Genomic DNA, 15,174 nt, shown 5'->3' with positions numbered 1-15,174 from the left:
AAATTACCAGTTTGTAAAATGGGTTTGTTGCCCTTCGCGTCAAAGACGTAAACGCACCAACAGGCACTCTTGCAATAGGTGTTGGCGCAAAGCAGGTAAATGCTATTGGAGAGTCATATTTATCTGAAAGATATGAATGTTTTGGTGGACGTAAATGCATTACTCCTTACAGGCTTTATGCCACGATATTGGAAGATAAGGCTGGAAGGGGTCCATGCTATTTAGATATATCTCATTTAGATGATGATGAGAGAAGAAAACTAAGAGAAGATTTCCTTAGTATGAATCCGTCAATAGTGCTTTTGTGGGCGGCAGAAGGCTTGGGCAAGAAACTTAGTTGTGTTGAGATATGCGGAACAGAACCATTTGTAGAGGGTGGGCATTCTCAGGCAGGGTATTGGATTGACGTTCATCGCCGAACAACCATCAAGGGCTTGTATGCCGCAGGTGACGTCACAGGCGGTTCCCCGAAAAAATATGCGAGCGGCGCGTGGGTGGAAGCGAGGATTGCTGTAAAAACAATATTGGAAGACATTAAAGATTTTGATTATTGCGCGGCTGATGAATCATGTGTAAAAAAAGAGATGGAACGGGTAACGGCTCCTTTCGGTAATCACAATCACGACAGTTTACACCCTCGTGAAATGGAAGAACGTCTGCAAAAAATTATGGACGAATATGCGGGTGGTATATCAACAAATTATGAACTTAATGAAAAAAGATTAAAACTGGCGCGTGATTTTTTAGTTGAACTCGTGGGGCATGTTAAACAGCTTGACGCAAGAGACAGCCAGGAGTTGGTCAGCGGTTTGGAGTTAATTGACAGGCTTGAAGTTGCCCAGGTATTAGTCGAACATCTTTATTATCGGCGAGAAACCAGATGGCCTTGTTATCAAACACGTATAGATTTTCCGGAACGCGATGATAAATACTGGTTGAAGCACATAAATTCTGTTCGTGATACTGAAAGTGGAAAAATAAAGATTATTAAAAGGGATTTAATGAAATGAGTATATATATCGACGAAGACAAATGTAATGGATGCGGCAAAAGGAAAGAATCCATGTGTGAAAGAATTTGTCCCGGAAATCTGCTTTTGCGTAATGGTAATGGAAAGGCAAGTATTAGTGATCAGGGCGCTTGCTGGGTTTGCGCCGCATGTGTAAAGGTGTGCCCAATGCATGCAATTGAATTAAGACTGCCGTTGCAAATAGGTGGAAATGGTTCTTCTTTAAAAGCAAGAGTTTCTAAAGGAGAAACAATCTGGCAGCTTAAATACTCAAATGGCCGGATTGAAGAGTTTAGAATTAAGTCATGGATTGATCGTGACAAACAGGGATGTCCTGTGCTGATAAATGAACATTCTGATAAATAAGGAATCAGGGTGTCGGGGTGTTGTAATTGTTAAGTGTAATCCGGTAACACACCCCTAAATCCCCTCTTGTTAGAGGGGACTTTTGAGCTTAAAATTAATTGTTTTTATTCCCCTCTAAGAGGGATGGACTGCGTGCGCAGGGTGTGTAAATCACACTGATAACGGATAAAAAATGAACAATATCAATCTTGCTTATCTAAAACAGCTTGAGTCAGAATCTATCCATATCATTAGAGAGGTTGCCGCCGAGTTAAAGAAACCGGTTATGCTCTATTCTATAGGGAAAGATTCTGGAGTAATGCTGCGTTTGGCACAAAAGGCTTTTTATCCTGGCAAAATCCCTTTCCCTCTAATGCATATCGACACAGGCTATAAATTCCCAGAGATGATTGAATTCCGTGATAAGTTCGTGAAAGAGGTTGGCGCGAGACTCATTGTGGAGAAAAATGAGGAATGGATTGACAAAGGCATTCATCCCGCAAAAGTTGGAACAGATAAATGTTGCGCTAAATTAAAGACGCAGGGTCTTTTAGACGCGCTTAAAAAACATGGATTTGACGCTGCTTTTGGCGGCGCGCGCAGGGATGAAGAGAAGTCCAGAGCAAAAGAGCGGGTGTTCTCTTTTCGTGATAAGTTTGGACAATGGGATCCGAAGAACCAGAGACCCGAACTCTGGAATATTTATAATTGCCTTGTTAATGAAGGTGAATCTATCAGAGTTTTCCCTTTGAGTAATTGGACGGAACAGGATGTGTGGCACTATCTGAAGATTGAAAATATACCAATCGTTCCGATATATTACGCGCAGGTACGTAAGGTTGTAGATAGAAACGGTATTTTGGTGCCATATGACGACAATACTGTATTGCAATCGGGCGAGAAAGTTGAAGACGTGAAGTGCAGATTCAGGAGTCTGGGTTGTATGCCATGCACAGGGGCAATTCGATCTTCGGCTGTCACAATAGATGAAATAATAACAGAGCTTGAGTCAGTAAAGAAATCCGAACGGGAAAACCGAATAATTGATCATGGGTCAGATAGCTCAATGGAAGAAAAGAAAAAGGAAGGATACTTCTAAACGCATGAAACCTGATCATTATGAAGGACATGCCGAACTTCTCAGGTTTACTACGGTTGGCAGTGTGGATGACGGCAAATCAACATTGATAGGCAGATTGCTTTCCGAAACTAACAATATATATGATGACCAACTTGATGCGATTAAAAAGGTTGCGAAACGTAAAGGAGAAGACGAGGTTGATCTGGCGCTTATTACCGATGGCCTTGCCGCTGAACGTGAACAAGGAATAACCATTGACGTCGCATACCGATATTTCCAGACGTCTAAACGGAAATTTATTATCGCAGATACACCCGGACACGTTCAGTACACACGTAATATGGTGACCGGAGCTTCCACTGCAAACCTTGCAATAATTCTTATTGACGCCCGTAATGGAATTTTAGAACAATCAAAAAGACATGGTTTTATAGCCAGTCTTTTACAGGTGCCTCATTTGGTGGTAGGCGTCAACAAAATGGATCTGGTTGATTATTCGCAGGATGTATACCAGTCAATAGTTGACGAGTATGATGAATTCTCCCGAAAACTTGAAATAAACGACATCACATACATTCCTCTATCAGCGCTTAAAGGAGATAATGTTGTTGTCCAAAGTTCCAATACTCCTTGGTATGACGGGCCTACACTTCTGCATGTTTTGGAAAATGTGCATGTCAGTTCTGATCTCAACCTTGTAGATTTCAGGTTTCCGGTGCAATATGTGATCAGGCCTGATCTTAATTTTCGTGGTTACGCGGGAAAGATTGTTTCGGGTACTATTGCGGTGGGCGAAGAGGTGGCAATATTACCGTCAGGCAAAAGATCAAAAATTAAAGAGATTGTTACTTTTGATGGTAATCTTGAGGAAGCAAGCGCGCCGTTTTCGGTAATCCTGACCCTTGAAGATGAGATTGACATTAGTAGAGGGGATATGATTGTTCGGGAGCACAACATTCCGCAGATCAATAGAAATTTTGACGCTATTATTTGCTGGATGTGGGACGAACCTTTACAAATAGGAAAAAACTATCTTATCAAACATTCAACAAAAACAACCAAGGCTTTTGTCAGTAAATTAGATTATATGATTGATGTAAACACTCTCCACCGTAAAGAAGCCAAGACTTTAGGGTTAAATGAGATTGGCCGCATAGAGATAAATGCGACGCAGCCGATAATGTTTGACAGCTACAATAAAAATCGCGGGACAGGTAGTTTTATTTTGATTGACCCTGACACTAATTTTACAGTTGCGGTAGGTATGATAAGGGAACCATTACGAAGCCTTGAAGAAACACTTGAGTCGGAATTGAGCGTTGCGGGTGTTGTAGATCGGGCAACTAATGTGACAAGAGAAGAAATTGCCGTACCTCTTAACAAGCGGGAAGAGAAGAACAGCCATAAGGCAGTTGTAATATGGTTAACCGGATTATCAGGATCAGGTAAATCAACAATCGCAAAAAAATGATTTCAAATGTGTGTTTAAAATGTATATTGTTTTATTAATATCCTATGGCTTCCTAATCGCAAAATTTAAGCAAATGAAAAATTAAGATTCGATTTCATATTTCCCCAAAATTAAATCAAAATGAATTAGAGTAAACTTTCAACCAATTTCCAAACTAAAAGGATGATAAATCATGCAAATTAATAATCGTCTGAATTCTAATTCACACCATCGAAATATAGTTTTCTATTTTAGTTTATTCAATTTATTACTGGCGGTTCCGGTAACCTCACTTTTCGCACAAAAAGCTAACTTTGAATTAGCGGAAAAAAGCTTAGATCGGTTGGTTTTGACGATACGGCAATATTACAAATTACCCTGATTGCATCCTGGTTTAATTACATTAACCGGGCTGCAGATGCGTTGGGTGTTGGGAGGGAAGGATAAGCATAAGGTATATTTGAAAAAACTCCCATTTCCAAAAAAATATTTCCTTATAAACCATAATTGTGTAAATTATGAATTCTGGAAATGGAGACTTTCTTATTAAGCTTTAATCTCATCACGAAAAAACAAAGTAATAATGATCCATATAATATCACAAAAGGCAACAAAGAATCAAATCGAAGAAATGCTTGAAGAACTGGATCCATTAATCAAATTAGCACGTGGATATACAACTAGGGATCTTGGCTGGCGGTGGACAAATGCATGCAGATTGTGAAGGAGAACTAATGCAAGAAGGTAGTAATCAGGAAGATATTTGGGGAGCAAATTGGATACCTGGTACGCAAAGCATAGAATTTGAAGCTCTTATTAACATTCGTCCAAAGCAAAAGAATCGCTCGATGACTATTCAAGACTCGGTTATTAAACATCAAGTTGAAAATATTATAAGACAACTTTTGGAGAATGAATGACAAAACTTGAAAGTCTTCGTTCACGTTTTATGAGAGATCCGATTCCTATCAGATTAGGCGGATTAGCAGCGAATTTAGCACGTTTAGGAAGTTTTTCAAAGAATGAAGGACATCGGGATGTGGTTTTAAGTATTTTGTTTGAGAGTAAATGGTTCATTGAATGGACTGCAGCAGACTTAAATATCCTGGAAAGCGCAGAATTGGTTGAACTTCAAATTCAATTAGCACTATGGAGTCTGCAATCTCATAACGAGTGGTCTAACGACAATTGGCGAAATAAATTGGCGAATGAATCTAATCAATGGTCCCAACGCATTCTTGAGATGTCGGGCTTAATTGTCTAATCAATACTTTAGCATTACCATAAAATTATTTAAAGAATTCGGTGAAGATGAATACCTCCTGAACGTGTCCCAACTGGGAGGTCACATTGGACAGTACATTTAACCTGAAGAAGTCAAAAAAACGGTTTGTCATTTTCATATTATTCTTAAACATGCATTTTGAAAATATAACTTGCAGATTGTGTAATATCTTTTGGAGATTGCACACCCTATTTTGAACGCATGATGTGGTGTTATTTTGCAGAGCATTTACTCGAAGATTATCGCACAAACGTTGATTATAATATTCCTAAGAAAACCGAATGATGGATATATGGACTCAAATTCCTGGATATACAAAAAATCAATTCAAACACTTTGTAAACAGAACAATCTCAAGTGAGTCATTTTAAACTTTAACCGGAGAAATAATATGAACAAATTCAAACCTTTCATTTTGTTAGGGGTCTTAATAACACTCTTCACACCATTTTCAACATTTGCACAATTGGACAAGGTTAACAAACTGGTGGAAAAGTACGCTGATGCGACCATTAAAATTCGAGAACAAATCCATCAAAATCCTGAGCTTGGCAACCGAGAATTCAAAACTGCTGAACTGGTTGCCAATCACTTGCGAAAACTTGGCATAGAAGTTACAACGGGAATTGCACATACCGGCGTAATCGGCATTTTAAGAGGCGGAAAACCCGGCACAGTTGTGGCAGTACGAGCCGATATGGATGCCCTGCCTGTGACTGAAGATACACCTTATCCATTCAAATCGACAGTAAGAACCACTTACCTTGGCAATGAAGTTGGCGTCATGCATGCATGCGGACACGATATCCATACATCGGTACAACTCGGTGTCGCTTCAATTTTGGCCGAGCTTAGAGATGAAATCCATGGAACAGTGAAGTTTATCTTTCAGCCAGCCGAAGAAGGTCCACCTCCGGGTGAAGAAGGCGGTGCAGCCCTGATGTTAGAGGAAGGCGCTTTTAACGATCCAAGTCCCAGTGCAATTTTTGGTCTGCATTCCTATGCTTCAATGGAGTCTGGTAAATTGGGTTACACACCAGGACCTGCCCTCGCTGCAGTCGATCTATTTATCATCAAAATACTTGGCAAACAAGCCCATGGCGCCCAGCCGCAGGAATCTATCGATCCTATTGTGATGGCCTCGCAGGTGGTAATGGCCCTGCAAACGATTCGATCCCGTAGCCTCCATCCCCTGCAGCCAAGTGTTGTCACAGTTGGGATCATCCGTGGCGGCGATCGCTTCAATATCATACCGGCTGAGGTTTATCTTGAAGGAACGGTAAGAACCTATGATCCCGATACCAGGGACAAGGTCGAGAAACGTATGACTGAAATTGTTGATGGCATTACCAAAGGATATGGCGGGACCTATGAATTAAACTACAATCGTGGAACCCCCGCAACAATCAACAATCTCGAATTGACAAAAAAAATGGTGCCAACGTTAATAAGAGTTGTCGGCAAAGAAAATGTCCTCGAAATCGAACCTACTATGGGTGGTGAAGATTTTGCTTATTTTGCCAATGAGGTGCCTGGCTTTTTCTATCGGCTTGGCATGGTAAAGCCGGGCACGGAGTCCGGAGGCCATCATACACCCAACTTCATGGCTGATAATTCCTGTGTGCCTATTGGCATGAAAACCATGACGATGCTTCTGCTGGACTACCTGGCTATGTCGAGCTCCGGAAATTAACAGGCTGTCGGTGAACTACCCAAATGTCACTCCGAATGTTTTCAGGCTGTCCGAAAATCCCGAGTATGTCACCCCCGTCCCGCTTTGGTTTAAAATTCGAAATCCTAAATTCTAGATTCTAAACAAATAAGTGTCGTCCTGAAAAAAGTTGACAGTTAGTAGTCGTAGTTTTTCTTTTTTGGTTCTTTTTTCTTTTCTTCTTTCTTTTTGTGGATAACTTTATTGTTTACTCCAAGGTGTCAACCTATGGCAGGACGTGACACCGAAGGGGTTCCTTGAATTACATAGCAGCTTGGGATATCAATCGTGCCAAAATTTTCGGACGCTGTGAAGAAAAAACGGGTATAAAACCGTTTGAACGCCTTGTGTCCGATGTAATGTCCAAAGAACCCTATTGCTCTGCACGAAAAATCTTTTGGATTGTTGATAATGGTTCCTCGCATAGAGGTCAATCCTCCGTTAATAGAACAAAAGAAAAGTGGCCTCAAATTGTTTTGGTTCATTTGCCAATTCATGCAAGTTGGTTAAATCAAATTGAAATCTATTTTTCAATCATTCAACGAAAAATTTTGACACCTAATTATTTTACTTCTAAAGAACAATTAAGAAAAACGATATTTGATTTTCAAAGATATTATCAAAATATAGCCAAACCTTTTGAATGGAAATTCAATAAAAATGATTTGGCAAAATTAATGAGGAAATTGACTGAAGTTGAACCTGTTTCATTAAAATTATCAGCATGATTTTACGTCACCGTATTTATGAACAAGAGTACTTAGGCACGATTGCATAATCAGACTATGACCAATCAATGACATAAGTAAGTAGTAGTTATTCCCGATGAAGGAATCTAAAAAAGACCATTTTTACCAAGAAGAGTAGATAGAGTTTGAGAAATTGTCCAGAACAATATCTCTATTTTTCTCAAGAATATTCACGAACTCCTCTGACATTAAGGATGTTAATTTCGATAGTGCTCAATAATCATCCCTGTTTATTAGCGGAATTTTTAATTTATCTCCATCCATTGAATTAAAGTTTATTAAAGCCCTCTTTGTGGGTTTCGTCCATTGGATAATCTGAATTTCTTGAATGTTGAACAATTACTTTTTAGTAAACTCCTTTTGAAGTCAGAGACTGAAGTATTCTCTGGCATGCTAAACACATAAATAAGGTCATTCTTTTTTAATGTGAGAAAATTTAAACTTGTCGATCTCTTATTTCCATATATTCCAATATGAAAATTTCTATAGCTCCACATCTAATTACCATAAATTCCAAATGCTCCTTTGTCAATTTCTTTGGTTTTTTCTTGTAAGGAATGATAATAATTCACGGCGAGTTATCAACATATTGTAATATTTATTAACTTATATCAACATGTTGTAAAATACTTGACATCAATTTCGTTTTGTCTTATTTATAATAGCTCCAAAAACTCGGAGGAGCATTTTTTTCTCTATTAAATATCGTTAATCGATTGCGAAAATATTATGAGGCCTGAAAAAATCAGGCTTATTTTTTAAGAAACAATTGACGATGAAAAATAATGGTTTTTTACTTTCTCGATTTAGCGCGATTAATATTGGAACCATAAAGATATTCCTACGTTAGTAGTGGTTGTTTTTCAATTTTATTCAAATATTTAAGGAGAATAATATGAAACGAAAAAAAACAAATATGATCAACAGATATAAAAACATTCTGTTGTTAGGCGCCATATTTGTACTGTTTATTTCGATTGCAGGATTTTCTATAAAGTTCTTTGAAATCGAAAAAAATCAGCATCAAATACAAGGATTAGAATTAGCACTCATGGATTTGAAAGCAGCAATGAATATTGATAGCGTACGCCAATATAATATTCAAAAGATTATGAGTATTATTGACCGTTATAATAGTAGCTTGCCTTCAAATACGAAATATGAGATTGCGGATGAAATTTATACGCTTAGTCAGAAATATACGAATTTACAGGTAGATTTAATTTGTGCGACAATAACGCATGAAAGCGTGTGGGATCCAATGGTGACATCCAAGGCAGGCGCAATGGGTATTATGCAAATAATGCCGGTGACCGGGATTTATCTAACTGCCGAAGAAGGAATGACCTGGACCAGTGCTGAAGAAGTTTTATATGATCCGATTTATAATTTGCGGCTTGGTTGTAGATTCCTTTCAACCCTGATAGAAATTTATGGAATCGATGGAGGATTGGCAGCTTACAATGGTGGGGAAAAGCGTGCGGCATTATGGCTTGTCAATAATAAAGCCAAGGGAATACTTCATAAAGAAACAGAAAATTATATTCCTTTCGTTAAGAAATTATACGAGGAGTTTCAAAACGCAAGCTTATAATCTCCTAAATTAATGCGAATTATAGGCCGTTGGAGTGAATCAATGGCCTTTTTTTATATTTCATAAGACAAAGCACCATGTTTGGTGTTGTTTTTTTGAACCTTCCTTCCTACATTAAATTTCATTTTTTTAACAAACTATGAACTATGGATCAAAATCAATCTAAAAATAATAAAAAGAAAGAGATGTCTTTTCTGCAGCACCTGGAAGAATTAAGATGGTGCCTCATTAAAAGTATGTTGGCAGTGGTAATCGGAATGCTTTGTGCATTTCCATTATCAGGATACATTATTGATATACTCACATTACCAAATAATAATCTTGCAAATCCACCCGAGATGGTTTTCTTAAAACCCGCCGGAATGTTACTCGTTCGTATGGGTGTTTCTATCACTGCCGGAATCATCGTTGCATTTCCCGTTATCTTCTATCAAATCTGGAAATTTATATCCCCGGCACTTCTTTCAAAAGAAAGAAAGATTATTTGGCCGGTTGTAACTTTTTCAACTTTGTGTTTTTTGCTAGGTATTAGTTTCGCATATTTTGTGATGCTACCATTCATTTTGCCATTTTTATATTCACTTGGAACAGAAACGATCAAGCCTACAATTAATATTAGTGAGTACATTGGATTTTCTGTCCAAATTATTCTGGTAGCCGGATTGGTTTTTGAATTGCCGGTAGCTTCATTTGTCTTAACAAAAATTGGCTTGCTAAGTCCGAAAATTTTAAGAAAATATCGGCGGTATGGTATAATCATTATTTTTATTTTATCTGCCTTTTTAACCCCTCCTGATCCTGGCAGCCAAGTATTGTTGGCCGTACCACTTTTAGTATTGTACGAAATTAGTATTGGGATTTCAGTTTTAGCATACAGGAAAAGAAAGAAACAAGAAGAATTATTAGCTGCTAGTTAAATATTAGACTACATTGGAGAATTAGATGTCAATAAAACCGGATAGATGGATCAAAAGACAGGCTCTTGAAAAAAAAATGATTGAACCTTTTGAAGAAAAACAAGTTCGCCAGGGTGTAATTTCATTTGGCGTTTCATCTTACGGTTATGACCTGAGGATTGCTGATGAATTTAGGATATTTACGAATGTCAACAATACAATCGTCGATCCTAAAAATTTTGATCAAAATTCATTGGTGGATTTTAAAGGTGATGTCTGCATTATTCCCCCCCATTCATTTATCCTGGGAAGGTCTGTGGAATATTTTAGAATTCCGGAGAAAGTTATGACCATTTGTGTTGGAAAGTCAACATATGCTCGTTGCGGAATTATCATGAATATTACTCCATTAGAACCAGGATGGGAAGGATACATAACGCTTTCGGTTTCAAATACAACGTCATTACCTGCAAGAATTTATGCGAACGAAGGCATCGCCCAGGTTTTATTCTTTGAAAGCGATGAAGATTGTGAAACAAGCTATGCAGCAAAGAAAGGCAAATACCAGGCTCAGTTGGATGTAACTCTATCAAAAGTATAAATTAAAAATTATGCATAACTCTTCGAGAGTGAGTGATGAAGACGGTCTGGCCGATCTTCACATTCACACAAATAATTCAGACGGAGATTTTACCCCCGCTGAAATCGTTGAAAAAGCGGTTGCTGCAGGGTTGCAAGCCATAAGTATCACCGATCATGATGCAATAGCCGGGATCTCGGAAGCGCAGAAAATCGCAAAATCATATGATCTTGAAGTTATTGCCGGAATTGAATTGAGTTGTGTAGAAGATGAGAATTGTTTTCATATGCTGGGCTATTTCATTGATATCAATAACAAGGATTTACAAAACTATATCAAACTATTACAGACGGATCGCTTCGAGCGTGCTCAGAAAATCATAATAAAGCTAAGCAATCTTGGAATCGATATTTCGCTCGATGTTGTCCTGGAAAAAGCAGGCCCTGGTGCAATCGGAAGACCCCATATTGCCGAAATCTTACTCGAAGAGGGTTATGTACTGTCTTTTGAAGAAGCTTTTGCGAGGTTTCTGGGATACGATAAACCGGCATTTGTTCAGAATTATCCAATTTCGTCAAAAGAGGCTATGGAACTCATCCATACTGCCGGTGGCATATCTTTTCTAGCACATCCTCAACCAAATCTAAACGAGAACCAGCTTGAAAAATATATAGAAGATGGCCTGGATGGCCTGGAAATTCATCACCCGAGGTTTTCAGAGGCTGATGTGAGTAAATTGTATAATTTAGCCATCAATTATGATCTGTTGGTCAGCGGTGGCTCTGATTTTCATACAATAAAAAATGGTGAATGCTGTCTTGGTAAAAAGAGCGTACCTTATCGATTTGTTGAAGATATGAAATGTAGATTGATTAGCTCTTGACTTTATTGAAATTTATAAATTCTCAAATGGAAATTCTGGAAATTACCCAATTAGAAGTAAGCCCTTTTGCATCTAATTGTTATCTGGTAAAAAATCCTACAACTGAGCAGGGAATTGTCATCGATCCAGGGGACGAGCCTGAACTTATTAAGCGCACAATCCAGGAAAAAAACGTTAATCCAAAACAAATATTGCTAACTCATGGCCACTTGGATCATATTATGGCTGTTTCTAATATATCTAACGAATATGATCTGCCTGTTTACGCTCATTGTGCTGAAGAATTGCTATTGCAGAATGCTCCATCACAAGCTATGATGTTTGGTTTACCACCAATAGAAGTTCCGGTAGTAACCGATTGGTTTAACGATGGCGATGTTTTAAAATTAATTGGATTGGAAATAATAGTATTACATACACCTGGCCATTCACCCGGCGGAAGTTGTTTTCAAATTGGAAAAACAATATTTGTAGGGGACACCCTTTTTCAGTCATCGATTGGACGAACTGATTTGCCTGGCGGCGATTATCAGCAATTAATCAACTCGATTAAAACCAAATTGTTTCCTCTTGATGATGATATGAAAGTTTATCCAGGCCATGGCGATTCAACCACAATTGGCCTAGAAAGGCAATTTAACCCTTTCCTGCAATAGCAGGTTTTATTTATTTTCATAATCGGAATTATTACAGAATGCATTTAGAACTCGATAATTATTTAAAATCGGATGAAATCGAAGCGGTTAAACATCTCATTGAAAATAATGACAAATTTATTTTGACGACACATGTTCACCCGGACGGAGATGGCTTGGGTAGTGAGTTGGGATTATATTATGCACTCAAAGAAAGAGGTAAGCAGGTTAATATATTTAATCACAATCCTGTTCCAAGGCAGTATGATTTTTTGAACCATGATAATATTATAACAGACTACAGTTCAATTGAACATGAATCAATTATAACTCGGGCCCAGTGCTGCTTTGTATTTGATGTAAGCGAATGGGATCGGTTGAGAAAGCTTGGTGCTGATTTAAGAAAACATGAAATTCCAATTATTTGTATTGACCATCATCCATCTAAGGAGAAATTTGGCGCTATAAATATCAATTATCCCAACGCTTCATCAACAGGAGAAATAGTTTTTCTTTTATTAGATGCTTTGGGAGTCGAGTTTTCAAAGGAAATATCTTCAGCATTGTATACGGCTATCCTCACAGATACCGGAGGTTTTCGCTTTTCAAATACTACGGTGAATAGCCATAAAATGGCTGGTATTCTCATTGAGCAAAATATAGATACTTATAAGATTTACCGGGAAGTTTATGAGCAAGAACCCTTAGGCAAAATTAAATTACTAGCTGATATTCTTTCAAATATACAGTTTGAATGTGATTCCAAAGTTGCCTGGTGCTCAATTACCAGGGCGATGTTGAAAAAATATGACCTTGCTCCATCCGAAACGGATGGATTATCAGATTTTTCCAGGCGGATTGCAAATGTTGAAGTCAGCATTCTCTTTTTAGAGATTGAGGAGTCTTTAACCAAAATTAGTTTTCGTTCAAATGGTTCGATTTCAATTAATGAATTAGCCCAATCCTTCGGGGGTGGTGGGCATCCTTATGCTTCCGGAGCGTTAGTCAGGCGGCCGTTGAATAACGTGATTGAAGAATTCAAAGAAATAATCTGTAACTACCATCACATCAATAGCTGAAGATTGCCCGTTTAACAACTCTTTTTTCTTCCTGTTGTAACATCAATATAACCAAGTAAATAGACGAGGATTTGGACTCTTTATGAGTTACTACGAACACAACCGAAATGTTACAAAAACTTAAAATTGTATCTATTTGAATATTAAAGAGTTATGAAATATTAAATTGCTTTAATATAGATAATTCTCTTGATTTTAGTTGGGTAATGGATTAATTTTAGGTTAAATTACTGGAAAGATAGATTTTAGATTATTAATGAAAAAACCTACCCAATCAAGTAATCAATATTCGGAATTGTCCACATTAGAAGAGCAAGGCCCGCTTTTTAATGTTTTCCTACAGCAGACAGATATCTTTTTCAATCGGGACCTTTTTATGTCGGATCTATTGGAAATTGTTAAAAAATCAATGCAAGCGCGGGCATGTAGCGTTAGAATGGTCGAGGAAGACAAGCTTACTTCAGGTGTGGCTTTAGGATATAAGAATTTATCATTACGAAGAGAAAACTTACCCATCGACCGGAGAATTCGATCCTGGTTGCCTAAAAGAGAACCGTGGATATTTCAAGACATCGAAAAGGATCCCAATATACCTAAAAGCCGAAAAAAACTCTGGTTGGACGAAGGCTTCAAGAGCTGTGCAATTATTCCTTTGATGAACAGAGACAGACCGGTGATTGGCATCCTTAGTGTGTTTTATAATCGTACCAACAGCATAGGGACTGTTAGGCAAAATAAATTATTGAGCTTAGGTGATTTCTTTGCTTATATGTTATACAATTCAGTTCTTGATGAAGATATAAAAGAGCTAAAAAGACTGATTCAAAGTGTCGTTGAATTTACTACAGATTCAATTTTTGTCACAGATAAATTGGGGAAAATATTGTATGCCAGCAAACAAGCTATCCAATTATTTAGACGTAAGATTTATTCTTTAATTGGTAGTGATATTTTCCAGTTGGACCGTTCAAAAGAATCTATGTTGGAACTTGCGATTCAGAAAGTAAGGAATAAGGGATTGTTAATTAATTATGAAATACCTATCCAACTTTCACCGAAAAGAATTCTGCAGCTGGAATTATCTATCTCAAGTTTACCTCTTCATGGAAGTAAAAAAAGAGAAATCTTACTATGGATTTTCAGGGATAAAACCTCACTTTTCCTGGCTGAAAAAAGATTAATCCAGAAGAAAAAAGAACTGGAAGAATTTGTATATTCTGTCTCACATGATCTTAAATCCCCAATTGTCTCTGTCCTGGGATATGCTTCGTTGTTGAAACAAGAAGTCTATAAAAATTTTTCGAATACGAATAAGCATTACTTTGACCGATTGGTCGCCAACATTGAGTTAATGGAAAAGATGATCCAGGATTTGTTGGAATTATCACGGGTTGGTAAAGTAGATACTGAGACAAGTAATGAGTCTATTGGCAAAATTGTGAAAGAAGCTGTAGAAGAATTTCGATACCAGATTGAGAATAAGAAGATAAAACTAATTTTGCCGGATCGTTTCCCAAAGATTGTCTGCCATTCAAAAAATCTTAAATTGGTCTTTACCAATTTAATTAGCAACGCAATCAAATTCCATGGCAATGGTAAGCAAGCAGTGATCGAAATTGGTGTAAAACGCCGTTCGGGTGAATTTGAATTTTTTGTTAAGGATAATGGCGTCGGTATTCCGGTATCTGACCAGGAGGAAATATTCAATGCTTTTTACCGGACAAAACAAATGGAACATGTGGAAGGAACCGGTATTGGCCTGGCTGTTACAAAAAAAATTATTGAAGACCATGGTGGTCAAATCTATGTGGAATCAAAACCAGGGCAAGGCACAATTTTCCATTTCACTTTACCGAAGGTAAATAACAACTAATTCT

Annotated in this window: 15 protein-coding genes and 1 pseudogene; all 16 read left to right on the top strand. The window is 37.7% G+C overall.

All coding sequences use genetic code 11. From position 1 onward, the window contains the following. Positions 1-281: 281 nt before the first annotated feature. The 16 genes and pseudogenes from IIC38_09500 (at position 282) to IIC38_09425 (ending at position 15,170) form a co-directional block, all read left to right on the top strand. The gene (locus tag IIC38_09500) at positions 282-1,010 is read left to right on the top strand and encodes a hypothetical protein (GenBank protein ID MCH8126183.1); all 729 of its coding nucleotides are present in this window, start codon (positions 282-284) and stop codon (positions 1,008-1,010) included. Continuing rightward, a complete protein-coding gene (locus tag IIC38_09495) occupies positions 1,007-1,375 on the top strand; it encodes a 4Fe-4S binding protein (GenBank protein ID MCH8126182.1) in 369 nt (122 codons plus the stop codon). The genes IIC38_09500 and IIC38_09495 overlap by 4 nt, the downstream gene beginning before the upstream one ends. 172 nt (positions 1,376-1,547) lie before the next feature. Beyond that, positions 1,548-2,453 carry a sulfate adenylyltransferase subunit CysD gene (cysD, locus tag IIC38_09490; GenBank protein ID MCH8126181.1) on the top strand — a complete coding sequence of 302 codons (906 nt, stop codon included), beginning with the start codon at positions 1,548-1,550 and terminating at the stop codon, positions 2,451-2,453. A gap of 4 nt (positions 2,454-2,457) precedes the next feature. Next, positions 2,458-3,906, top strand: coding sequence for a sulfate adenylyltransferase subunit CysN (cysN, locus tag IIC38_09485; protein MCH8126180.1), 1,449 nt, complete (start codon positions 2,458-2,460; stop codon positions 3,904-3,906). A 172-nt stretch (positions 3,907-4,078) separates the two neighbouring features. After that, positions 4,079-4,267: a hypothetical protein gene (locus IIC38_09480; GenBank protein MCH8126179.1), complete on the top strand. Its 189-nt coding sequence runs from the start codon at positions 4,079-4,081 to the stop codon at positions 4,265-4,267. Between the two features lie 201 nt (positions 4,268-4,468). Next, positions 4,469-4,805: pseudogene (locus tag IIC38_09475) on the top strand (hypothetical protein). Continuing rightward, on the top strand, positions 4,802-5,149 hold the full coding sequence (locus IIC38_09470) for a hypothetical protein (protein MCH8126178.1): 348 nt from the start codon (positions 4,802-4,804) through the stop codon (positions 5,147-5,149). Before IIC38_09475 ends, IIC38_09470 begins: the two are co-directional and overlap by 4 nt. Positions 5,150-5,561: 412 nt before the next feature. Further along, positions 5,562-6,863: an amidohydrolase gene (locus IIC38_09465; GenBank protein MCH8126177.1), complete on the top strand. Its 1,302-nt coding sequence runs from the start codon at positions 5,562-5,564 to the stop codon at positions 6,861-6,863. 275 nt (positions 6,864-7,138) lie between these two features. After that, positions 7,139-7,609: a transposase gene (locus IIC38_09460; protein ID MCH8126176.1), complete on the top strand. Its 471-nt coding sequence runs from the start codon at positions 7,139-7,141 to the stop codon at positions 7,607-7,609. 916 nt (positions 7,610-8,525) lie between these two features. After that, positions 8,526-9,224 (top strand): transglycosylase SLT domain-containing protein, encoded by a 699-nt coding sequence (locus tag IIC38_09455; GenBank protein ID MCH8126175.1) that lies wholly within the window; start codon positions 8,526-8,528, stop codon positions 9,222-9,224. Positions 9,225-9,370: 146 nt separating this feature from the next. Then, positions 9,371-10,141, top strand: a complete 771-nt coding sequence (gene tatC, locus IIC38_09450; GenBank protein MCH8126174.1) for a twin-arginine translocase subunit TatC — start codon at positions 9,371-9,373, stop codon at positions 10,139-10,141. 25 nt (positions 10,142-10,166) lie between these two features. Then, positions 10,167-10,721, top strand: coding sequence for a dCTP deaminase (locus IIC38_09445; GenBank protein MCH8126173.1), 555 nt, complete (start codon positions 10,167-10,169; stop codon positions 10,719-10,721). A gap of 10 nt (positions 10,722-10,731) precedes the next feature. After that, positions 10,732-11,583, top strand: coding sequence for a PHP domain-containing protein (locus tag IIC38_09440; protein ID MCH8126172.1), 852 nt, complete (start codon positions 10,732-10,734; stop codon positions 11,581-11,583). A 26-nt stretch (positions 11,584-11,609) separates the two neighbouring features. Continuing rightward, a complete protein-coding gene (locus IIC38_09435) occupies positions 11,610-12,239 on the top strand; it encodes an MBL fold metallo-hydrolase (GenBank protein ID MCH8126171.1) in 630 nt (209 codons plus the stop codon). Between the two features lie 38 nt (positions 12,240-12,277). Continuing rightward, complete coding sequence (locus IIC38_09430; GenBank protein ID MCH8126170.1) at positions 12,278-13,297, top strand: bifunctional oligoribonuclease/PAP phosphatase NrnA; 1,020 nt, start codon at positions 12,278-12,280, stop codon at positions 13,295-13,297. A gap of 256 nt (positions 13,298-13,553) precedes the next feature. Then, on the top strand, positions 13,554-15,170 hold the full coding sequence (locus IIC38_09425; GenBank protein MCH8126169.1) for a hypothetical protein: 1,617 nt from the start codon (positions 13,554-13,556) through the stop codon (positions 15,168-15,170). The last annotated feature ends 4 nt before the right edge of the window (positions 15,171-15,174 follow it).

The sequence above is a fragment of the candidate division KSB1 bacterium genome (genome assembly GCA_022566355.1).
Classification (GTDB): Bacteria; Zhuqueibacterota; JdFR-76; order JdFR-76; family DREG01; genus JADFJB01.
Note: the sequence above shows the minus strand (reverse complement) of the source record. Positions and strands in the feature narration are given on the sequence as shown.